A 21,121-nucleotide genomic window follows, 5' to 3' on the forward strand; every position below is an offset into this window, starting at 1 on the left:
CATCGCAATGGACATCTTCATCCTCCTCGGCACGATGATCGTATGCTTCCTGATCGGCATGCCGATCGCCTATTCGCTGGCGATGGCGGCGATCGCCGGTGCGCTGTCGGTCGGCATTCCCCTGGAAGCGTTGATGCTGAAAATCTCGGACGGCGTCAGCAAGGTTGCGATGCTGACGATTCCATTCTTCGTGCTCGCCGGTGCCATCATGGCCGAAGGCGGCATGGCGCGGCGGCTGGTTGCCTTTGCCGACGTGCTGGTCGGCTTGACGCGCCTGCGCGGCGGCCTGTCGATCGTCAACGTGCTGGCGACCACGTTCCTCAGCGGCATCTCCGGCTCGGCGGTGGCCGATACGTCGGCGATCGGCTCGGTGATGATCCCGCAGATGGAGAAGAACGGCTATCCGCGCGTCTTCGCCACCAACCTCACCATCTCGTCCTCGGTGCAGGCGCTGCTGGTGCCGCCGAGCCACAACGCCGTGCTCTATTCGCTTGCCACCGGCGGCACCATCTCGATCAGCGCGCTGTTCATGGCGGGCGTTTTCCCGGGACTGTTGATCGGTTTCTCGCTGATCATGCTGTGCCTGGTGATTGCCTATCGTGAGGGCCACCCGCACGGCCGCACGGTGCCGGCCAAGGATGCCATCAGGATCACGATCGATGCAGCTTGGGGCCTGATCACGCTCGTCATCATCCTCGGCGGCATTCTTGGCGGCGTATTCACCGCGATCGAAGCCGGCGCGGTCGCCTGCATCTGGGCGTTTTTCGTCACCATGTTCGTCTACCGCGACTACAAATGGCGCGATCTGCCGGTGCTGCTGCACCGGACCTTGCGTACCGTCGCGATGGTGATGACGCTGATCGCCTGCGCTTCCGCCGTCGGCTACATCATGGCGCTGACGCAGATGCCGGCGAAGATGACGGCGTTCTTCCTGTCGATCTCCAGCAACAAATACGTCATCCTGTTGCTGCTCAACGTCCTCTTGCTGCTGCTTGGCACGCTGCTCGACATGGCGCCGTCGATCCTCATCGCCACGCCGATCCTGCTGCCGGTGATGCAGAATTTCGGCGTCGATCCCGTGCACTTCGGCATGATCATGCTGCTCAATCTCGGCATCGGCCTGTGCCATCCGCCGGTCGGCGCGATCCTGTTCGTCGGCTGCGCCGTCGGCAAGGTCTCGCTCGAGGAGGTCATGCGCAAGATCTGGCCGTTCTACGGCGTCATGCTGTTCGTGCTGATGCTCGTCACCTACCTGCCGGAGATCTCGCTCTGGCTGCCGCGTCACATCCTGCACTGAAGCGGACCGCGCCGGCTTGACGTCGCCGGCCCGTCCCTCGATCGGCAGGATCACTCGCCGTCGAGACCGCTCTCGGCAAGCTCGCGCAGCGCCTCGGTATCGAGCACGACGATGGCGCCATGCTCAAGGCGAACCCAGTTACGGCCGGCCCACGCGCGTAATTGCTTGTTGATGCTCTCGCGCGTCATCCCCACCATTTCGCTGATCTCCTGCTGGGTGATCGCGAGGGTGCCGCTGCCGGAATCGAACTTACGCTCCTCGGTGAGGCCAAGCAGCGCACTCGCAAGCCGCCCCGGCAGATTCTGCAAGATCACCTGCTCGACCTGCTGGCTGGTCCAGCGCAACCGCGCGCAAAGCAATTCGATGAATTTCATCGCCAGCGCCGGCTGACTCTTCACGAACGGAAGGAAGTCGCGGCGGTCGATAATGTAGAGTTCGCAATTGGTGTTGGCGGTCGCATCGGCCGACCGTGGCGCACCATCGAGCACCGCGATCTCGCCGAAGATCTCTCCGGGACCGATCAGATTGAGAATGGCGTTCCGGCCATCGGGGGACGAGGAGGAGATTTTCACTGTTCCCGTGATCACAGCGAACAGATTGTTTCCGGGATCGCCCTTGGCGGCGATCGTGGCCCCGCGCTTCACCGTGGTGTGCTTGGCATAGCGGCACAGTTGATCGAGCGCGTCAGGCTCCAGATCTGCGAAGATCGGATGCTTGCGCAACACCGACAGTTTGTTACCCGACGACTGCCGGGGGTCGCCGGTCTTGTCCTGAGGCATCGCCGGGACTCCTAAGACTGCGAGCGCTGGAGTTCCTGCGTAGTCAGTGTTGCCCGTCTTTTCAACCGGAAAGCATGGGACAGTTTGAGGCAAATGCCGTCAAAATGCCGCGGTCGCGCCGCGAGTCCGCACCTGCAGGGTGCGTCGATGCGATTCATACCATGCAGAGTTGCAGAGAAGGAGATCGCGATTCGACGACAGCACCGCGGAACAGGCCGACGGCCACCCGTGGAAGACGCATCCAAATGATCTCGGGAACTTCAGCCCTTCGTATTTGAACCGCGCCTGCCAGCACTGGTCTGTCGGTCCGCCCAAGCCAGCGCCCAGGCAAATGCGACAAAGACGGCCACAACGGCCATGGTCACCAGCAGCGCGTCAGTCGGCATCATGCCCTCCCGGACTTTGTTGTGGGCATTATTGGCGAGGCACGACTGCCGTCATTGATCCGGATCAAAATCAGCGGAGGCCCGGGCAGGGCCGGGATTCAGGCTGCGGCCAAAGCTTCGACCCGGGCGGGGTCGCGCAGGCTGATTCCACCATGGATGATCTCGATCGCACCGTGCCGTTCCAGCTTGGTGAAGGTGCGGCTGACGGTTTCGATGGTCAGGCCAAGATAGTCCGCAATGTCCTGCCGGCTCATCGGCAAGGGGACCGTATTCGACGCGCCCTTGAGCGAGACCAGTCGCTCCCGCCAGCCGAGCAGAAAGGTGGCGACTTTTTCATCCGCCGAGCGACGGCCGAGCAGGACCATGTGGTCGCGCGCCTGGCTCAGCTCGCGGATCGCCAGCTCGTTGATCCGCTTGAGGAGATGGGGTCGGTCCTCGATGAAGCGGCCGAACGGTGCCTTGGCGAATTGGCACACGGTCACAGCACCGATCGCATCGGCCGAAAAATTGTGGCGGCCGGATAGGTTCATCCCCAGGAAGTCACCGGGCAAGGCAAAGCCCACGATCTGCCGCCGACCGTCAGGCAGCAGCTTGTAGAGCCGCATCACGCCTTCGAGGAGGTTGTAGAACGAGGTCGTTATATCCTCCTCGGAAAACACGGTCTCGCCCGCCCCGAAATGAACGCGGCGCCCGAGATGCTCGAACTCCCTGAGCTCGGCCGGGTCCATCGACGCACAAACCGCGATACCGCGGACCGCGCAGTCGCTGCAAAAATGACCGTTTGGCTCAATCATCGTCACGGAAGCCTTCATCCCACCGCTCCAGGCGTCACCGAATCTCCGCCCCTGACAGAGATCCACCGCGCCGAGTGCATTTTACTGCAACCTGCCAAAGCCGATTGACGCAGATCAAATTTGACGCCCACCCCCGCCCTACTCTGCGCCGAGAATTCAACGGGACCAATTTCCATGCTGCATACCGCGTTGCGCCACGGCCTGATTGGGCTGCTTCTGGTCACTCCCGCTCTCGGCGCGCCGACCGCCGAACAACGCGGCAAGGCCTATGCGCGCGCCAATTGCGCGCGCTGCCACGCGATCGACCGTCGCTCAGAAAGCCCGCTCAAGATCGCTCCGCCGTTCAGGACCTTGCACCAGCGTTACGCGATCGATTCCCTCGAGGAAGCGCTCGCCGAAGGCATCTATACCGGCCACGCCGACATGCCCGCTTTCGAGCTCGAGCCTGACCAGATCCATGATCTGCTGTCCTATCTCAAGACGCTCGAGTAGCTTTACACCGCCTGCACGGTCCAGCCGATCAGCTCCCTGGCGACGCGCGCGAAAGCTGCGTCGAACGCCGTGACCGCGGCAGCTGGCTCGACCTTGTCCAGCTTCTCGCTGGTCTCGATCAGGCGTGATGCGATCACCTTGCCATTCTTGTCGACGAGCCGTGCCGACAGTCCGATTTCGGCCCGCGGCTCCCCCTCCGTGGCAATGCGGAAGCGCCTGATGTCGATCAATAGCTGATAGTCCGCCTGCCCCAAGTCTGTCGTCCGCAACGGGGCGTGCGCGATATCGTAATTCTCGAAGCTATCGATCAGCCGCGCCTGCACCAGCTTTGGAATGCTGTCGGCCCACAGGAAGTCGGCGAAGCCCTTAATATCGCCAACCGGCGAGAACAGCATGCGCTGCGTCTGAAGCATCGCCACCGCGGTCGGCTCCGGAATGGCCAGCGATGCCGAGAGTGTCTTGCCGACCTGTCCAAGCTCCTGCGGCGTGCGGAGATCATAGGTGATCTTCTGCGCGGGTGCGCCGCCGCCCGTCATTTTCTCGAGGCCCGCCAGGATGCCGTCAATCTTGCCCGTGTTGCGCGCGAGGCCATCCGAGAACGTCTTGAAATTGGCGATGGTGTCCTTGAGTGGACCGGAATTGTCCTCAAGCACGGAATCGACGCGGCGCAGCGCATCGCGTGCTGCCTGCGTCATGCTCTGGCCCGCGCCGGCCTCGGCGATCAAAGTCAGGGGTTCGCCGGACTTCGCGACGATCATGCCGCCCTCCAGCGTCACCACCGGCACGCCCGTCAGCCCTTGGAACTCAAGCCCGACCTTGGTGTCGGTCCGCACCGGCGTTGCCGAAGCGACCGAGATCGTCGCGTTGACAAAGCGCGGGTTGTCGGGCGCGAGGCCAAGCTGCGTCACCTCACCGACGCGGATGCCGTTGAATAGCACCCCGGCACCAACCAGAAGACCTGGCACCGGTCCCTGGAATTGTACATGGTAGTTCGCGCGCGGCCCGATGCCACCGCTGTTGTTCAGCCAATAGACGAAGCCGAATACCGCGAGGATCGCGGCCAGCACGAAGGCGCCGATCAGCACATAGGGAGCGCGGGTTTCCATGTCTCATCTCATCTGTGGTTGCAGCATCTGCGAGCGCTTGCCGTGGAAATAGGCCCGCACCCAAGGATGCTCGGATTGCAGCAGGTCGCGCATCGGTCCGATCGCCACGATCCTGCCGTCGGCAAGCGCAGCGACGCGGTCGCAGACCGTGGTGAGGCTTGCGAGATCATGGGTGACCATGAAGACGGTGAGCCCCAGGGTCTTTTGCAACGTCCGGATCAGCGTATCGAAATCGCCTGCGGCGATCGGGTCGAGGCCGGACGTCGGCTCGTCGAGGAAGAGGATTGGTGGATCGAGCGCGAGCGCGCGCGCCAGCGCCACGCGTTTGGTCATTCCGCCCGACAGCTCGGAGGGATATTTGTCGCCGTCCTGCGCGCGTAGTCCAACCATCTCGAGCTTGGCGATCGCGATCTCGTCCATCAGCTCCTGCGACAACACGAGATTTTCGCGAAGCGGAAATTGTACGTTCTGCCTGACGGTGAGCGAAGAGAACAGCGCGCCCTGCTGGAACAGGATGCCCCATGTCGCTGCGCGGCTGCCACCATGCGGGCCGCCAATCGGCTGTCCCATGACTTCGATGGTGCCGCTGCGACGCGGGATAAGACCGATGATGGTACGCATCAGCACCGACTTGCCGCCACCAGACGCGCCCACCAGGCCGAGAATCTCGCCGCGGCGGACATCGAGCGATAGATGGTCGAGCACGGTCTGACGGCCAAAACCGACCACGAGGTCACGGACCCGGATCGCGAACTCTGCTTGCGGCTCGGGCATCGTCACATTCCGATCGACGCGAAGAAGATCGCGAACAAGCCGTCGAGCACGATCACCAGGAAGATCGACTTGACCACCGATGTCGTCGTCTGCCGCCCAAGGGATTCAGCGCTCCCCTTGACGCGCAATCCTTCGCTGCAGGCGACGATCCCGATGACCAGAGCCATGAACGGCGCCTTCAGGATCCCGACCTCGAAATGAGTGACGGAAATGGCCTCGTGCAGGCGCGCGATGTAGATCGCAGGCCCCATGTCGCCGTAGAATTGTGCAACCAGACCGCCGCCATAGAGCGCGGCCATCGATCCGATGAAGGCGAGAATTGGCAGCGCGATGACGAGGGCGGCCACGCGCGGCAAGATCAGGACGTCGACGGGATCGAGCCCCATGGTCGAGAGCGCGTCGATCTCTTCACGCATTTTCATCGAGCCGAGCTCGGCGGTATAGGCGCTTCCCGAACGTCCTGCGACCATGATGGCCACGATGAGCACGCCGAGCTCACGCAAGACGAGGATGCCGACCATGTCGACTGTGTAGGACTCCGCGCCGAACCTGCGAAAATGAAAGAACCCCTGCTGGGCGATGATGGCGCCGATCAGGAAGGTGATCAGTACGACGATGGGAATCGCCTGCAACCCGATCCGGTTGAGCTGGTAGACCAGCGACGTCAGCCGCAGCGAGCGAGGCCGCCGCAAGACGCCGACCATCGCCATGAACAGGGCGCCCAGCATTTGCAGAAAGATCGCGATATCTTCCCGGGCACCGATCGTGGCCTTGCCGAGGTCATTCAGCCTCTGCAGGACCGGGTTGGAGGCAGCCACTGGCGGCGGCGTGTGACGATTGACCTGCCGCACCTCTTCCAGCAGCCCACTGAAGTGATCGGCCACGCCCACGACCTCGGCAGGCCTGCCAGATGACGCAGCCTTGCGCGAGAGCCTCTCCAGGATCCAGGCACCGAGCGTATCGAGCGCGCTGATGCCCGACATGTCCAGGGTCACGGCTCTGGATCGATCGACCTCAGCGCCGACCGAGCGGGACAATGTCTCCAACGTCGTCACATTCGCCGCAGTCCAGGGCCCTTCCGGGCGCAATTTTAGCACATCGCCAGACGGCGTCGCCAGCAACAGCGGTTCTGGGTTCACGCTTCCACCTCATCGGGACAATTGGGTCCCATTCAGCCGCCATTTCTAGGCCAGCATGTGGCGGCGGGTTTGACCTGTCTCAAGACTGCGACCACCCGGCCCGCTTGACGCAAATCAAGCGCGGGCACACCGGCGCGACTTAGGTTTGGTCCATTCAATGGAGACATCAAATCCATGTTCGACAGCGACAGGATGAGCGAAGAATTGCGGACGCTGAAGGTGGACGTCGCCCGGCTGCTGAGCACGGCTGGCGAGGAGATGTTCGAGAGTTCAAAGGACCGGGCCGAGATCCTCGCCGATCAGATCAAGGCGGCACTGGCCGAACTCGGCGAAACCGTCAGCGAGGAACAGGAGCAGCTTCATGACTTTATCACGGAGCGCCCCGTAGCCTCGCTCGCTTCCGCATTTGCGCTCGGCGTGGTCGTCGGCTTCATGCTGAGGAGGCATTAGGTGAATACCGAGAATGTGGTCAAGCATCTGCGCGTCTTGTGGCGCACTGACAGGATCATCGCGGATATCCGGCTGCGCCGCTTGCTGGTCGGGCTTGGACTGCGGGCCTTCGCGGCACTGATCGCCGCATTCGGTCTGTTGATGCTGGAGCTGTCGGCCTACTTCGCCCTGGTCCAGATCTGGAGTGCGATCGCCGCGGCGGCCGTCCTTGGAGCGATCAACTTCGCCATCGCGGCGATCCTGTTCATCGTCGCCGGGCGCCCGCCGTCCGGCCGCGACATCGAGCTCGCCAATGAAATCCACGGCACTTCAATCGAGGCGCTTCAAATCGAAGCCCGGGCGTTTCAGACCGAATTGAACGGCGCGGTCCATCATCCGCTCAGCACGATCGTGCCGGTGCTGGTGCCGCTCATCGCGATCATCGTCAAGAACATGCGGAGGACCGCCAGAGAGAGTGGAGCAGACGTAACGTCCGAGGCGCGTTCGTAGCGACGCGCCTCAGAGCTTCAGCCGGACGTCGCAGATGTCTGGCTCGGTAGGATCCGGCTTGATTTCGAAGCCGAGCTGGCGGCACATCTCGAGCATGACGACGTTTTCCTTGAGCACGTCGCCCGAGATGGTCTTGAGGCCTTCCGATTTGGCGTATTCGATGATCAGCTGCATCAGGGCCCAGCCGAGACCCCTGCCCTTGAGGTCGGACCGCAGCAGGATCGCGTATTCGCCTCTCTCGTAGATCGAGTCGGAGTGCAACCGCACCACACCAACCATCTCGTTGCTGTCGTCGAACGCAATGAACGCCATGGCCCGCGCATAGTCGAGCTGGGTCAGGCGCGCGATGAACTCGTGGGTAAACTCCTTCATCGGCGCGAAGAATCGCAGGCGAAGATCGTGAGGCGTGACGTGACGCAGAAATTCGTGGATGGTCGGCTCGTCCTCGGGGCGCAGGGGACGCACCGAGATGTGCCAGCCGTCCTTGAGCGTAAGGCGGCGCTCCCATTGCGACGGATAGGCACGGACGGCGAAATTTGCAGGGCCGGAGCCCGCGAATTTCCGCTGCGGCGGCCCCACGGCCACGCGGGCATCGACGGCCGTTACGCCGGTTTCGTCTGCGAGCAGCGGGTTGATATCGAACTCGCGGATTTCGGGAATGTCCGCCGCGATCTGCGCCAGCTTGACCAGGACCAGAGCGACTGCGTCCTGCTTGACGGCCGGCACGTCCCGGTAGGCAGGCAGCAACCGCGACACGCGCGTGCGCTCGATCAGATCGCGGGCGAGCTGCAAATCAAGCGGCGGCAGCCCCAGGGCCTTGTCATTGATGATCTCCACCGCCGTCCCACCGCGGCCGAACACGACGACGGTGCCGAAAGTCGGATCATCGGCGAGACCCATGATCAGCTCGCGCGCCTTGGCCTTGACGACCATTGCCTGCACAATGATGCCATCAATGCGGGCTTCGGGCCGCAATGTCTTCGCCCGTGCCAGAATATCAGCGGCGGCCGCGCGTACCGCGGCCGGTGTCGTCAGATTGAGCACGACGCCTCCGACATCGGACTTGTGAACGATGTCGCGCGACAGGATCTTGAGCACGACGGTGGCGCCTTGCGCGAATATCTCGTCCGCGTAACCGACCGCCTGCTCGACATCTTCAGCCGCATAAGTCGGTACCATGGCGATGTCATAGCACCCAAGCAGATGCTTGATCTCGACAGGCTCGAGCCATTTGCGTCCGTCAGCGAGGGCCGTCGAGACGATCTGCTTCGCAGCGGCGACGTCGGGCACGAAACTGTCGGGCATTGCCGGGGGAACCTGGCTCAGCTCGTCGACCACCTCGCGATGCCGGACGATATGCATGAAACCGCGCACCGCATCGTCTTCAGTCGGATAGTTCGGAATGCCGGCGGCGGATAGCGTCGCGATGATCTCCTGATCGGCCCCGATCCAAGCCGCAAGCACGGGCTTAGCCCAACTTCGGTGCTTCTCGCGATATCTTCTGATGACTTCGGTCACGGTCGTCGCGATCTCGGCGGCCGATGCGATCGCGGTCTGCACGTTGAGCACCAGGACCGCGTCATTGCCGGGATCGTCAAGCAGAACCTCCAGCGCTGCGGCGTAACGCGGCGCATCGGCGTCGCCGACGATGTCAACGGGATTTGCGCCTGACCAGGCCGGCGGCAGCACCGCGTCGAGTCTCTGGCGCGTCTGCGGTGTCATGGGCGCGGGAACTCCGCCAAGGTCCGCGAGCCGATCAACCGCGAGGACACCGATGCCGCCGCCATTGGTCAGAATCGCAAGGCGCTTTCCTGCCGGGGACCCGACCCGGCCCAGGGTCTCGGCACAATCGAACAGCTCGCGCAGATCGGATACCCGAAGGACGCCGGCGCGGCGGAAGGCGGCATCATAGACCGCGTCGGCGCCAGCGAGCGCACCTGTATGCGTGGCAGCCGCCGTCGCCCCCTGCGCCATGCGGCCGGACTTCACGACCACGACTGGCTTCACGCGCGCCGCGGCGCGCGCCGCCGACATGAATTTCCGGGCGTCCTTGATGGCCTCGATGTAGAGCAGGATCGCCCGCGTCTTGTGGTCCATCGCGAAATAGTCGAGCAGATCTGCGATATCGACGTCGATCTGATCGCCAATCGTGACGATGCCCGAGAAGCCCACGCCACGTTGCGTCGCCCAGTCTACCATGCCGGCTGCGATCGCGCCCGATTGCGAGATCAGCGCGAGGTTGCCTGCCGCCGGCATATGCGCCGCGAAGGTCGCATTGAGGCTTGTGCCGGGCATCATGATGCCGAGACAATTGGGGCCGATCAGCCGCATGCCATATTTGCGGGCGGCGGCGACGGTGGCTTCCTGAAGCGATCCAGGTCCCTGGCCGAGCCCCGCCGAAACGATTAGAGCTCCGGCCGAGCCACGACGGCCGGCCTGATCGATGATGTCGGGAATCTCACCTGCCGGCGCGGTGACGACGATAAGCTCGGGCACGAAGGACAGTTGCGCCAGGCTGGCCACTGCAGCCATGCCGCCGATCTCCGCATGGCGCGGGTTCACCAGGCCGAACGGCCCCTTGAACTTCGCCTTGCGAATGTTCTCCAGGACCGCACGCCCGACGGAGACCGGGCGGGAGCTTGCGCCGACCAGCGCGACCGACTGGGGCGACAACAGGTTTTTCAGGCGGTAAGTCGACATAATCACAATCGTCCGATCGGGCAACGGGTCCGACAGAAGCTAGACCGGATAGGATAAGAGTTGAAACGCACCTAGTGCGACATCATCACCCAACATGGTGGCTGGCCGATGACGGTCTTGGTCACCCCGCCCCAGACGGTCTCGTTCAGGCGCGAATGGCGATAGGCCCCCATGACGATGGCGTCGACGGCGTGAGATTGTGCCCAGCTCCCGAGCACCTTGCCGATCGAACTTCCGTTGCCCTTCACCGTTTCGAAGGATGCATAAATCCCATGTTCCCTGAGATGATGGACGAGACTGTCGCCGGATTGCGCAATCGCCTCGTCCTGATCGTCTGCCACGGTGACGACGTGTACCATAGTTGCCGCTTGCAGGATCGGCAATGCATCGCCGACCGCGCGTGCGGCGCGCGCCGAGTGGTCCCAGGCGATCATGACATTCTCGAATTCCGGCCGCAACGTCGCCGCGTACTGCTCCGGACATAGCAGCAGCGGCCGGCCGGATTGGAACAGGAACGTTTCAACGAGGTTTTCGGTTCGGCTGTCGTGCGGCTTCACGGGAATCAAAGCGAGATCGCTGAACCGCGCATGCTCGGCCAGGGTCGACGCGATCTGGTCCGCCGGCACCCTGCCCGAGCGGCTTTGAGCGCGAATGCCGACCCGCGAGGCAGCGTTGGTGAATGCATTCAAGAGCTGCTGCATCTCGCCCGCCTCGCGCGCACGGCCAAGTTCGGCGGGCTCCGGGTCACCGGGAAACACCACTTTCGGCCGCACGAAGGCATCGTCCTCGAACGCGAGGCCGGTGATCCTGGCACCGAGATCGGCGGCAACGGCGACGCACTTCTCGATTGCAGCCAACGTAGGGGCGCGCGGCTCGCCAAACAGCGGCAGAAAGACGTCCTTGATGGGCATCGGATTCTCCTTAAAGATCAGAATAGGCCGCCTTCGGTCTGGACGCTTGATCCTCCTCAAGCCGGGAAAACTCCGCTCCGGCCGGTCGAGCCGAGGCCAAGCCTTGACGGAAGTCAAGGACTGGTCTCAGCCCCGGAGTAAGGGTTACCCTGGTTTGTGGCCGGACCGTTTGGGGCGCCCATCCGCATGATGCCGGCAGGGATGACAGACAATTCTGCGACCCAGGAAAGGATCTTTGCGGCACTGACCGCGGATCCCGGCGTGAAGCGGATCGACACGCATGCAGCTTCGGTCTTCCTCGACGGGGCGCGCGCGCTGAAGATCAAGCGGGCGGTCAGGTTTCCGTTCCTCGACTATTCGACACTCGATAGGCGCAAGGCGGCCTGCGAAGAGGAGATCCGGATCAACCGGCCGCACGCGCCACAGATCTATCATCGCGTTGTGGCCATCACAGAAGAGCCGGACGGATCTGTGACGATCGACGGCCGCGGTCGGCCGATCGAGTATGCCGTCGACATGTCGCGCTTCGACGAGAATCAGACGCTGGATCATCTGGCGAAGGCCGGACGGTTCGATTCGGACTTTGCGTCCGCGATCGCCGACGCGATCGCCGCCTCGCACGCGGCCGCAACGCCCACCGACAGCGCTGCATGGGTTTCCTCAATCCCAGACCTGATCGACATCAACAGCAATGGCCTGCGCAGCGGCGATCGTGTCCAAACCGCGGAGATCGAGCAGCTTGCACAAGTCTCGCACGCGACATTCCACCGCATTCGTCCGCTGCTCGAAGAACGCGGCCGGCGGGGCTTCGTCCGCCGTTGCCACGGCGATCTGCATCTTGCCAATATCGTATTGATCGAACAACAGCCTGTGCTGTTCGATGCCATCGAGTTCGACGCGAAGATGGCGACTGTCGACGTGTTCTACGACCTCGCATTCACGCTCATGGATCTGTTGCACCACGATCAGCCGCTGGCGGCCAACGTCATCCTGAACCGGTATCTTGCCGCGACAACGCCCGAAAATCTCGACGCGCTCGGCGCGCTGCCGCTGTTCATGTCCATTCGCGCGGCAATTCGCGCCCAGGTGGCGCTGGCGCGGACGAAATCGTCGCATCTCGACGATGCCGGCATTCTTGACGAGGCACGCCGCTATTTTGACCTGGCCCGGGCGCTGATCCAGCCTCCCGCTCCTCGTCTGGTCGCTGTGGGCGGACTGTCGGGCACCGGCAAAACGGTTCTGGCGCACGCACTCGCGCCGACTGTGACGCCACAGCCGGGTGCCGTCGTGCTGCGCAGCGATGTCATACGCAAGCAGATGCTCGGGGTCGCAGACACAGACCGGCTGCCACCATCCGCCTACACGCCCGAGCTTGCCGAGCGGGTCTACACGACCTTGGCCGAGCGCGCCCGCCGTGTATTGACCCAGGGCCATTCGGTGATTGTCGACGGGGTGTTCGCCCGCGATTTCGAACGAGACGCCTTCGCCAGGCTGGCCCGCGAATGCCACGTGCCTCTCACCGGCCTCTTCCTGGTCACAGATCTTGCGACCCGGCAGGCCCGAATCGGCGATCGCCGCGACGATGCGTCGGATGCCACTCAAGAGGTTGCCGCGTTGCAGGAGCACTATAATATTGGCCATATCGATTGGGCGACCATCGACGCATCCGGAACGCAAGCGCAGACGCTCCAGAGCTGCCGGGACGCGATCGCTAAGGGTAGTTAAGGCAATCTGATTGGCGCGGGCTAGGATGGCGCGACCCACCAGGAGTTCGAAGGCGACCGTCGATGCAAAGCCGGCAGCGAGCCGCAATACGTTGCCCGGCCGCCTGAGCCCCGGCATGGCCTGCGACACAGCTTTCCGAATCATCGCACGCCGTCATCTCACGGCCGTCCTTGCCCAACACGACGGCACCTGCCGTGGCGATCCGGACGCGCTGCACGAGATCCGAATCGCGCTGACCCATTTGCGGACCGCGATTCGCTTCTTTTCGCCTATGGTCGATGATGCGCTGCGCTCCAAAGTCTGGGCCGAGCTGAAGTGGCTGAATAGCCAGCTCGGCATGGTGCGCGATCTCGACGTCGCCATTGAACGCATTTTGGCCGAGACCGGCGGCGAGCTCGCTGTGATCGCCGAACTCCGACATTGGGATGAGAAGCGCGCAGAAAGCCATCGTTTGCTGGCCCGTACGCTGCAATCGGCACGATATCGTCGGCTGATCGAACAGACCTCGAGCTGGATCGAGAGGGGCCCCTGGGCGACGCGCCGTAGCAAAATGGCCATCAGGCTACGCCGCTGCCCGCTCGCCGACCACGCGACGGCACAGCTGACCGAATGGGAGAGGACGCTACTCAGGAAGGCCAAAAGGTTGCGCAAGCTTGACGTGGAGAAGCGGCACAAGCTGCGGATTCTCAACAAGCGGCTGACTTATTCGCTCGAGTCGCTGGAGGATCTGTTCACCGACAAGTCGCTGACGAAGCAGAAATCGGTCCTCAAGCAATTGCGCAAGGCGCAGAAGTCTCTCGGACAGCTGAACGACGATGCGCGCGGCCAGACACTGGCCGCGTCGTTGAACGAGGCGGCCCCCGAAGCCGGCATTCGCTTTCTCAACCGCAAGCGCGAGAAGAAACTGTTGCAGACCGCGTCGACCGCGTATCGCAAGCTGAACAAGGCCAAGCCGTTCCGCTGCTCCGATCTAACGCCGGATGCGGAGCCGGAAGACTAGGTGTGGACGTAGTCGCCGGGAGCGTCGGGCAGGCCACTAAGGTCACCATATCCGATCCGCGGCGGATCACAGAGCGCGCCGGATCTCGCGACGAGCCAGCGGGTCCACTCCGGCCACCACGATCCCTCGACATGGGGGGCGAGCTTTAGCCATTCATCCGGGCCGACATAGGGCGAGTCCGCAGCCTTGGTCATCACCTGATAGCTGTGCCCGGGCTCATCGGGCGGCGCGACGACGCCGGCATTGTGGCCGCCACTGGTCAACAGGAAGGTCAGGTCAGCGTCGACCTGATAGTGGAGCTTGTGCACGGATCGCCACGGCGCCACATGATCGGTGATCGTACCGACCACGAACATCGGGACATGTATGTCGGACAGCGAGATGTCCCTGCCTTCCACAAGGTAGCGTCCTTCGGCGAGGTCGTTGTCAAGGAACAGCTTACGCAGGTATTCCGAATGCATGCGATAAGGCAATCGCGTTGCGTCCGCGTTCCAAGCCATCAGATCACTCGGCGGCGCCGCGTCGCCCATCAGGTAATCGTGCAACAGCCGCGACCAGATCAAGTCGTTCGAACGCAGCAGCGCAAACGCGCTAGCCATCTGTGCCGTATCCAGATAACCCCGCTGCGACATCATGTCTTCAAGGAAGGCAACCTGGCTTTCGTTGATGAAAAGCGTCAGCTCGCCCGCCTCGGTGAAGTCGGTCTGTGCAGCCAGGAGCGTGATGGTGCCGAGACGGTTATCACCGTCGCGCGCCATTGCAGCGGCAGCGATAGATAGCAGAGTTCCGCCAAGACAATAGCCGAGCGAATGGACCTTCTGCCCGGGCAGGATTCGGCCGATCGCATCCAGCGCGGCCATCACCCCCAGCTTGCGATAGTCGTCAAACGCAACATTCCGATCCCTGGCATCCGGATTGCGCCAAGAAATCGCGAACACGGTAAAGCCCTGATCGGTGAGAAATTTAACCAGCGAATTCTGCGGCGACAGATCCAGGATATAGTACTTCATGATCCAGGCCGGCACGATCAGGATCGGCTCGGGCCGCACTTTTGCTGATGTCGGATAATACTGGATCAGCTCGATCAGCGCGTTGCGGTAGACCACCTTGCCGGGCGACGCCGCAACCGTTTGGCCGACGACAAACTGATCGCTCCCGACAGGCTTTGCGGCCAAGAGCATCCGCATGAAATCGCCGTACCAGTTCTGCCAGCCAAAGACAAAATTCTCTCCGCCGCTTTGAAACGCCTTCTCCAGCACTTCCGGGTTTGTTGCTGCGAAATTCGACGGCGCAAGCATGTCCAGCATCTGGCGCATCGAGAATTCGACAATGGCTTCATTCGCACGCGATACGCCTCGCACACCCGTCGTGGCATCGTGCCACCAGCGCTCGCCGAGCAGAAACGCCTGCGCCAGAAGATTGAAGGGCGCGGCCTCCCATTGCGGTTCCTTGAAACGACGGTCTCGTTTCTCTGGCCGGATCACGGACCAGGGCTCCAGCCCCGCTGTCGTCACGTGCGTAGCTGCTTCCAGCAACCGACTGCTATCACGAATGACGTTGTTGGCGATCTCCATCCGTCGCTGCGGCGCCCACGCGAGATGGGAACTCCAGTCGAGCCAGGCAAGCATCAAAGCGGTCGGCGAAAGTCCGCCCGTGTACCGCGCCAGCCTCGCATGGAACATGCGGTCCAGAGAATAACGTTCAGACGCCGGCTCGGCGGCTGGCATCTCGGCGATAGGTTTGTTGTTCGTCGCAGACGGCGCGGCGCCAACAACGGGTTCGACGGATGACACTGGCAATACCGGCTCTCCGGTCCGGGGAAGGATCTGTACGACGCTCATGGCCAAGGATTCTCGTGCGCTTCCGGTCTTCACAGGAGAGGATATGGCCTCCGGCCCGGCAAACGTTGAGCTGCATCAATTGCAGAGATTGATCACAATCGCTCAACTAGGACGGACCGAGCTCGTCGCTTGACATGCGTCAAACCATACCGCCGGGCACGATCTAGATTTGACCTGCAAAAATTTGACAAGCCAGCGGAGCACCCCATGCGCGCCCACCAGATCATGACCCGGTCGGTCATCTCAGTTACCCCCGACACCAGCATCGTCGAAGCCGCGAACATCATGCTGAAGCGTCACGTCAGCGGCCTGACCGTGGTCGACGACAGCGGCAAGCTAGTCGGCGTGGTCTCGGAGGGTGACTTCATCCGCCGCAGCGAAATCGGTACCGGGCGCAAACGCGGACGCTGGCTGCGGTTCATTCTCGGCTCCGGCAAGTCGGCCAGCGATTTCGTCCACGAACACGGCCGCAAAGTTTCCGAGGTGATGACCGCATCGCCGGTAACCATCACCGAAGATACCGCACTTGCCGAGATCGTCGATCTGATGGAGCGAAACAATGTGAAGCGCCTTCCGGTGATTCGCGGCGACAAGGTCGTCGGCATCGTGTCGCGCGCCAATCTGTTACAAGCGGTGGCAGGCCTTGCCCGCGAGGTGCCGGACCCGACTGCCGACGACGATCACATCCGCGGACGCATCATCGATGCCATGGAGAAATACGACTGGTGCCCGTTCGGGCTAAATGTCATCGTGCGCGATGGTATCGTTCACTTGAGCGGCGTCATCACCGAGGAGCGGGCACGACAGGCAGCGGTCGTAGCCGCCGAGAACGTCGAGGGCGTCAAAAAGGTGCACGACCATCTCTGCTGGGTCGACACCATGTCGGGCGTCTATCTGAATTCGCCCGAGGATGACGATCTCGCCAAAGCAAGCTGAAACGGCGAGCTGCGCGCGAGAAGCGACTCAGTGAGGAATGATGGCGGTGGCCTCGATCTCGACGCGCGCCGCCTTCTCGACCAGACGCACCACCTGAACCAGCGCCATCGCGGGATAGTGCGCACCGAAGATCGCACGGTAGGTTTTGCCGAGCTCCTTCAGGTTTGCGAGGTACTCCTCCATATCGACGACGTACCAGGTCAAGCGCACCAGATGCTCGGGCCGCGCGCCGGCCTCGGCCAGGATCTCGGCGATGTTGCTCAGCGTCTGGCGTACCTGCGCGACAAAGCCGTCAGCGAGACGCTCCTGGGCATCCCAGCCGATCACGCCGCCGGTGACGACAATGCGTCCCTCGGCGGCCATGCCGTTGGCATAACCCTTCGGCATCGGCCAGCCGGAGGGCTGGAGCACCTGCGCCCCGCGGCTGGTGTTATCCTCGGCAGCAGTCGGTAGCACCGCAAGCTGTGGGCCCTTCGGCGTTGTCACGGACAATTCTTGATCCTCATCTCATTCTGCCGCAACGCCCGAGGACGTCGCGGCCGCCTGCGCCAGTTGTCGCAAGGCGAAGCGCTTCAATTTGCCGGTTTCGGTCTTGGGCAGCTGTGTCACGAACTCGATCGCGCGCGGGTACTTGTACGGCGCGATTTCGCGTTTAACATGCTCCTGCAACTCGGTCGCGAGCTCTGCGTTCGGCGTCACACCGGGGGCAGCTATGACATAGGCCTTCACGATCATCCCGCGCGCCTCGTCCGGCGCACCGACGACACCGCACTCGGCGACGGACGGATGGGTGAGCAGCGCCGCTTCGACATCCGTACCCGCGATATTATACCCGGATGACACGATCATGTCGTCGGAGCGCGACTGGTACCAGAAGTAGCCATCGGCATCCATCAGGTACGTATCGCCGGTGATGTTCCAGCCGTTCTGGACGTATTTGCGCTGACGCTCGTCGGCGAGATAGCGGCAGCCGGTCGGCCCGCGCACCGCGAGCTTCCCCATGGTGCCCGCCGGCAAGTCGTTGCCATCATCATCGACGATCTTCGCCTCATAGCCGGGCACGGGCTTGCCGGTCGCGCCTGGGCGAATCTCATCCTCGGTCGCACTGATGAAGATGTGCAGCAGCTCAGTGGAGCCAATCCCGTCCATCAGCTTGATGCCGGTCGCCTTCAGCCAGGCATCGAATGTCGGCTTGGGCAGCGTCTCGCCGGCGGAGACGCACTTTCGAAGGGAGGAAATGTCGCGGCCTGGAAGCTTGCCGATCATGGCTCGGTAAGCTGTCGGCGCCGTAAAACAGATCGTGGCCTTGTACTGCTCGATTGCCGTCAGGAAGTCATCGGGCGTCGTCTTTTCGAGAACGACGAAGGAGGCGCCGATATGCAGCGGAAACAGCACGCCGCCGAAACCGAAAGTGAAGGCGAGCGGCGCCGAACCGATAAACCGATCCGTCTGTTCTGCCCGCAGGATGTTGCGCGCATAGCCATCGCACACCGCCAGCATGTCCCGGTGGAAATGCATGGTGCCCTTGGGATCGCCTGTTGTACCCGATGTGAAGGCAATCAGGCAGATATCGTCGGAGGCGGTATCGACGGCCGTAAATTCAGAGCTCGCATTCGCGATCAGTGCCTCGAGCGAGTCGGCCGCACCATTGCCCCAATAGACGACGTGCTTGAGACCGGGCGCGGCTACCCTTGCCTTCTCCATCTCGTCGGCGAGTTTGCCGTCGCAGAGCGCGAGCGTGATCTCCGCCTTCTGGATCGGATACGATAGCTCCTTGGAGCGCAGTAGCGGCATCGTTGCGACACAAATGCCGCCGGACTTGATCACCGCGAGATAGGCCGCAACCATCATCGGGCTGTTGGCGGAGCGCAGCAGCACGCGGCCACCGGTGACAAGTCCGAGCTTGCTGACCAGCACATTGGCGATGCGGTTCACCAGCGCCTGCAATTCGCGATAGGTGTAGCTGACGGCGGGACTGATGACGCAAGGCGCATCGCCGTGTCCTTGCTCGACCCAGCGATCGAGGAAATAGCTGACGCAGTTCAATCGCGCCGGATAGCACAGCTCCGGCCGCGTGAAGATGAACTCCGGCCAGAGATCTGGCGGCGGCAGATGCTGCCGCGCGAACTTATCGACATGGGCGGTCGCAGCGTTTACGGCCTGCGAGCCCGAGACTTGAACCTTGGCGGCGTTGGCCATCGCACGCTCCTTTGCGCATGGAAAGCACCCGGCAGCACTCACAGGCAAACATTTTAGGCTTAAAACAATTTTGCGCAATAGCGGATTTGGGGAAAACCATGCATTTTGGTGCAGCAAGGTGGGATTGGCGGGCGCCTCGGCCCGTAGACTTAGGGCTTGCGACGCGCAGCCGATTTCTGCGCCGACGCCTTGGTCTTGGCCAGGAGCCGCATCAGTTCGCGCACATCCTTGGGCGTCAGGTCAGCAAAGAGATCGGCGATCCAGGCCTCGTGCTCCGCGGCCATCCTGCGAAATTCGGCACGGCCGAGCTTTGTGAGGCGGATCACTTGGACGCGGCGGTCGGTCTCCGAGGTGCGGCGGTCGAGATGTCCGGATTCCACGAGGCGTTCAACCAGGCCGGTGACGTTGCCGTTGGACACCATCATCCGCTTTGAGACATCCGACAGCGTCATGCCGTCGGGCGCCTTGTCGAGCTGCGCCATCAGATCGAAGCGTGGCAGCGTGACATCGAAGCGCTGCCGCAGCCGGCCGCGAACCTCGCCTTCGATCAGGGTCGTACAGGTGAGCAGACGCAACCACAGCCGGAGCTCTTCGGCATGGTCCTCCGGCGTTTCGACGGCCTTGGTCTCGGAATCGAGCATTTCGATGAGCCACTCACGGCCGGCATTGGCGCCGGCCCGGATTCCCCAACGTTTTGAGCTTCAAATAAATCGACGCCGGCCGCAAGCCCAAAGCTGCAACAATCGACCGCACGCGAATTTCTTTAGGCTTCAAATAATTGGCGCGCCGTTTGCATGCACCGCTGCCCGCACGATGACGGCGCCTTGAGCTTGGCTTGCCGCGAGCGCCGTCATCGGCATAAGCTTGGGTCGGAGTACGCAGCCTGCAGCGCAGGCGCAATCGTTACGGGGGATCAATCATGAAGACGCAACTGACCTTGACCGCAGCCGCATTTCTTCTCGGCACCGCGATGAGCCCTGCCCTCGCGCAGGAGAAGATCAAGCTGGGCGTGATCGTGACCCTCTCCGGACCCGCCGCCGCGCTTGGTCAGCAGGTTCGCGATGGCTTTGCGCTCGCGGTGAAGGATCTCGGCAGCAAGATGGGGGGTCGTGATGTCGAAGTGGTCGTGGTCGACGACGAGCTCAAGCCCGATGCGGCTGTGACCAAGGTCAAGGGTCTGCTTGAGCGCGACAAGGTCGACTTCGTGGTCGGACCGATCTTCTCCAACATCCTTCAGGCGATCCACCGGCCGGTCACGGAATCCAAGACCTTCCTGATCAGCCCCAATGCAGGTCCTTCGACATTCGCCGGCAAGGACTGCAACCCGTTCTTCTATGTGACGTCTTATCAGAACGACCAGGTCCACGAGGTCCTCGGCAAGGTCGCGCAGGATCGCGGCTACAAGCGGATGTATCTGATGGTGCCGAACTATCAGGCCGGCAAGGATTCGGTCGCCGGCTTCAAGCTCGACTACAAGGGTGAGATTGTCGAAGAATCCTACATGCCGCTCAATACGTTGGATTTCCAGCCGGAGCTTTCCAAGATCTCGGCGCAAAAGCCCGATGCTCTCTTCACGTTCATGCCGGGCGGCCTCGGCGTCAACCTCGTCAAGCAGTACAAGCAGGCGGGCCTCGCCGACAGCATCCCGGTACTCTCGGCCTTTACGGTGGATGAATCGACCCTGCCGGCACAGCAGGATGCAGCCGTCGGCATGTTCGGCGGCGCGAACTGGGCACCCAATCTCGAGAATCCACAGAACAAGAAGTTCGTCGCCGCCTACGAGGCCGCCTATAACAGCGTGCCTGGCACCTATGCCATGCAGGGGTATGACGCTGCGATGCTGATCGACAGCGCGGTCAAGGGCGTGAAGGGCGACCTCTCCAACAAGGAGGCCGTCGGGACAGCCCTGAAGAAGGCGGACTTCACGTCGCTGCGCGGGTCGTTCAAGTTCAACACCAACGGTTATCCGATCCAGGATTTTTACCTGACCAAGGTCGCCAAGCGTCCGGACGGCAAGTTCCAGACCGAGATCGTTCAGAAAGTTTTTGAGAATTACGGCGATCGTTACGCCAAGGAGTGCAAGGCGGCGAACTAAGGCCGCGC

19 protein-coding genes are annotated in these 21,121 nt (G+C 62.5%); 8 read left to right on the plus strand and 11 right to left on the minus strand.

What is annotated here, in order from left to right; genetic code table 11:
• Positions 1–7: 7 nt before the first annotated feature.
• A complete protein-coding gene (locus L6639_RS39245) occupies positions 8–1,297 on the plus strand; it encodes a TRAP transporter large permease (protein WP_237866805.1) in 1,290 nt (429 codons plus the stop codon).
• 50 nt (positions 1,298–1,347) lie between these two features.
• Here the strand turns inward: L6639_RS39245 and L6639_RS39250 are convergent, their stop codons facing one another.
• Both L6639_RS39250 and L6639_RS39255 read right to left on the minus strand, forming a co-directional pair.
• Positions 1,348–2,076, minus strand: a complete 729-nt coding sequence (locus tag L6639_RS39250; RefSeq protein WP_237866807.1) for a Crp/Fnr family transcriptional regulator — start codon at positions 2,074–2,076, stop codon at positions 1,348–1,350.
• A gap of 484 nt (positions 2,077–2,560) precedes the next feature.
• On the minus strand, positions 2,561–3,274 hold the full coding sequence (locus L6639_RS39255; protein WP_237866809.1) for a helix-turn-helix domain-containing protein: 714 nt from the start codon (positions 3,272–3,274) through the stop codon (positions 2,561–2,563).
• A 156-nt stretch (positions 3,275–3,430) separates the two neighbouring features.
• On the opposite strand from L6639_RS39255, the gene L6639_RS39260 reads away from it, so the two are divergent.
• On the plus strand, positions 3,431–3,748 hold the full coding sequence (locus L6639_RS39260; protein ID WP_237866810.1) for a c-type cytochrome: 318 nt from the start codon (positions 3,431–3,433) through the stop codon (positions 3,746–3,748).
• Positions 3,749–3,750: 2 nt separating this feature from the next.
• Here the strand turns inward: L6639_RS39260 and L6639_RS39265 are convergent, their stop codons facing one another.
• Genes L6639_RS39265 through L6639_RS39275 form a run of 3 tightly spaced genes read right to left on the minus strand, consistent with a single transcriptional unit; the run spans position 3,751 to position 6,767 of the window.
• Positions 3,751–4,854: an ABC-type transport auxiliary lipoprotein family protein gene (locus L6639_RS39265; protein ID WP_237866812.1), complete on the minus strand. Its 1,104-nt coding sequence runs from the start codon at positions 4,852–4,854 to the stop codon at positions 3,751–3,753.
• Between the two features lie 3 nt (positions 4,855–4,857).
• Positions 4,858–5,628: an ABC transporter ATP-binding protein gene (locus L6639_RS39270; RefSeq protein WP_237866814.1), complete on the minus strand. Its 771-nt coding sequence runs from the start codon at positions 5,626–5,628 to the stop codon at positions 4,858–4,860.
• 2 nt (positions 5,629–5,630) lie between these two features.
• Positions 5,631–6,767, minus strand: coding sequence for an MlaE family lipid ABC transporter permease subunit (locus L6639_RS39275; protein ID WP_237866816.1), 1,137 nt, complete (start codon positions 6,765–6,767; stop codon positions 5,631–5,633).
• Between the two features lie 174 nt (positions 6,768–6,941).
• On the opposite strand from L6639_RS39275, the gene L6639_RS39280 reads away from it, so the two are divergent.
• Together L6639_RS39280 and L6639_RS39285 are read left to right on the plus strand one after the other, a co-directional pair.
• Positions 6,942–7,217 carry a hypothetical protein gene (locus L6639_RS39280; RefSeq protein ID WP_237866818.1) on the plus strand — a complete coding sequence of 92 codons (276 nt, stop codon included), beginning with the start codon at positions 6,942–6,944 and terminating at the stop codon, positions 7,215–7,217.
• Positions 7,218–7,706: a phage holin family protein gene (locus tag L6639_RS39285; RefSeq protein WP_237866819.1), complete on the plus strand. Its 489-nt coding sequence runs from the start codon at positions 7,218–7,220 to the stop codon at positions 7,704–7,706.
• 9 nt (positions 7,707–7,715) lie between these two features.
• Here the strand turns inward: L6639_RS39285 and L6639_RS39290 are convergent, their stop codons facing one another.
• On the minus strand, positions 7,716–10,406 hold the full coding sequence (locus L6639_RS39290; RefSeq protein WP_237866821.1) for a bifunctional acetate--CoA ligase family protein/GNAT family N-acetyltransferase: 2,691 nt from the start codon (positions 10,404–10,406) through the stop codon (positions 7,716–7,718).
• A gap of 71 nt (positions 10,407–10,477) precedes the next feature.
• Positions 10,478–11,317: a universal stress protein gene (locus L6639_RS39295; RefSeq protein ID WP_237866823.1), complete on the minus strand. Its 840-nt coding sequence runs from the start codon at positions 11,315–11,317 to the stop codon at positions 10,478–10,480.
• 201 nt (positions 11,318–11,518) lie between these two features.
• Here L6639_RS39295 and L6639_RS39300 point away from each other — a divergent pair, with 201 nt between their 5' ends.
• Together L6639_RS39300 and L6639_RS39305 are read left to right on the plus strand one after the other, a co-directional pair.
• Positions 11,519–13,042 (plus strand): bifunctional aminoglycoside phosphotransferase/ATP-binding protein, encoded by a 1,524-nt coding sequence (locus L6639_RS39300; protein WP_237866825.1) that lies wholly within the window; start codon positions 11,519–11,521, stop codon positions 13,040–13,042.
• 25 nt (positions 13,043–13,067) lie between these two features.
• The gene (locus L6639_RS39305) at positions 13,068–14,042 is read left to right on the plus strand and encodes a CHAD domain-containing protein (protein WP_237866826.1); all 975 of its coding nucleotides are present in this window, start codon (positions 13,068–13,070) and stop codon (positions 14,040–14,042) included.
• Here the strand turns inward: L6639_RS39305 and L6639_RS39310 are convergent.
• Positions 14,039–15,883: a PHA/PHB synthase family protein gene (locus tag L6639_RS39310; protein ID WP_237866829.1), complete on the minus strand. Its 1,845-nt coding sequence runs from the start codon at positions 15,881–15,883 to the stop codon at positions 14,039–14,041. The two genes, L6639_RS39305 and L6639_RS39310, sit on opposite strands and share 4 nt — an antisense overlap.
• A gap of 207 nt (positions 15,884–16,090) precedes the next feature.
• On the opposite strand from L6639_RS39310, the gene L6639_RS39315 reads away from it, so the two are divergent.
• Positions 16,091–16,819, plus strand: a complete 729-nt coding sequence (locus L6639_RS39315; RefSeq protein WP_237866830.1) for a CBS domain-containing protein — start codon at positions 16,091–16,093, stop codon at positions 16,817–16,819.
• A gap of 27 nt (positions 16,820–16,846) precedes the next feature.
• On the opposite strand, the gene L6639_RS39320 is transcribed toward L6639_RS39315, so the two are convergent.
• From L6639_RS39320 to L6639_RS39330, 3 genes are all read right to left on the minus strand, one after another.
• Positions 16,847–17,305, minus strand: coding sequence for a RidA family protein (locus L6639_RS39320; RefSeq protein ID WP_237866831.1), 459 nt, complete (start codon positions 17,303–17,305; stop codon positions 16,847–16,849).
• 21 nt (positions 17,306–17,326) lie between these two features.
• Positions 17,327–19,018, minus strand: a complete 1,692-nt coding sequence (locus L6639_RS39325) for a benzoate-CoA ligase family protein (protein WP_237866832.1) — start codon at positions 19,016–19,018, stop codon at positions 17,327–17,329.
• Between the two features lie 149 nt (positions 19,019–19,167).
• A complete protein-coding gene (locus L6639_RS39330) occupies positions 19,168–19,659 on the minus strand; it encodes a MarR family winged helix-turn-helix transcriptional regulator (RefSeq protein WP_237866833.1) in 492 nt (163 codons plus the stop codon).
• Between the two features lie 278 nt (positions 19,660–19,937).
• Here L6639_RS39330 and L6639_RS39335 point away from each other — a divergent pair, with 278 nt between their 5' ends.
• Positions 19,938–21,113: an ABC transporter substrate-binding protein gene (locus L6639_RS39335; RefSeq protein ID WP_237866834.1), complete on the plus strand. Its 1,176-nt coding sequence runs from the start codon at positions 19,938–19,940 to the stop codon at positions 21,111–21,113.
• The last annotated feature ends 8 nt before the right edge of the window (positions 21,114–21,121 follow it).

Source organism: Bradyrhizobium zhengyangense, from assembly GCF_022012555.1.
GTDB lineage: Bacteria > Pseudomonadota > Alphaproteobacteria > Rhizobiales > Xanthobacteraceae > Bradyrhizobium > Bradyrhizobium zhengyangense.

Bases quoted from the DNA above. Each gene is read 5' to 3' on its own strand.
- L6639_RS39245 (WP_237866805.1), top strand. From the start codon at position 8: ATGGACATCTTCATCCTCCTCGGCACGATGATCGTATGCTTCCTGATC.
- L6639_RS39250 (WP_237866807.1), bottom strand. From the start codon at position 2,076: ATGCCTCAGGACAAGACCGGCGACCCCCGGCAGTCGTCGGGTAACAAA.
- L6639_RS39255 (WP_237866809.1), bottom strand. From the start codon at position 3,274: ATGAAGGCTTCCGTGACGATGATTGAGCCAAACGGTCATTTTTGCAGC.
- L6639_RS39260 (WP_237866810.1), top strand. From the start codon at position 3,431: ATGCTGCATACCGCGTTGCGCCACGGCCTGATTGGGCTGCTTCTGGTC.
- L6639_RS39265 (WP_237866812.1), bottom strand. From the start codon at position 4,854: ATGGAAACCCGCGCTCCCTATGTGCTGATCGGCGCCTTCGTGCTGGCC.
- L6639_RS39270 (WP_237866814.1), bottom strand. From the start codon at position 5,628: ATGCCCGAGCCGCAAGCAGAGTTCGCGATCCGGGTCCGTGACCTCGTG.
- L6639_RS39280 (WP_237866818.1), top strand. From the start codon at position 6,942: ATGTTCGACAGCGACAGGATGAGCGAAGAATTGCGGACGCTGAAGGTG.
- L6639_RS39290 (WP_237866821.1), bottom strand. From the start codon at position 10,406: ATGTCGACTTACCGCCTGAAAAACCTGTTGTCGCCCCAGTCGGTCGCG.
- L6639_RS39295 (WP_237866823.1), bottom strand. From the start codon at position 11,317: ATGCCCATCAAGGACGTCTTTCTGCCGCTGTTTGGCGAGCCGCGCGCC.
- L6639_RS39300 (WP_237866825.1), top strand. From the start codon at position 11,519: ATGACAGACAATTCTGCGACCCAGGAAAGGATCTTTGCGGCACTGACC.
- L6639_RS39305 (WP_237866826.1), top strand. From the start codon at position 13,068: ATGGCGCGACCCACCAGGAGTTCGAAGGCGACCGTCGATGCAAAGCCG.
- L6639_RS39310 (WP_237866829.1), bottom strand. From the start codon at position 15,883: ATGAGCGTCGTACAGATCCTTCCCCGGACCGGAGAGCCGGTATTGCCA.
- L6639_RS39315 (WP_237866830.1), top strand. From the start codon at position 16,091: ATGCGCGCCCACCAGATCATGACCCGGTCGGTCATCTCAGTTACCCCC.
- L6639_RS39325 (WP_237866832.1), bottom strand. From the start codon at position 19,018: ATGGCCAACGCCGCCAAGGTTCAAGTCTCGGGCTCGCAGGCCGTAAAC.
- L6639_RS39330 (WP_237866833.1), bottom strand. From the start codon at position 19,659: ATGCTCGATTCCGAGACCAAGGCCGTCGAAACGCCGGAGGACCATGCC.
- L6639_RS39335 (WP_237866834.1), top strand. From the start codon at position 19,938: ATGAAGACGCAACTGACCTTGACCGCAGCCGCATTTCTTCTCGGCACC.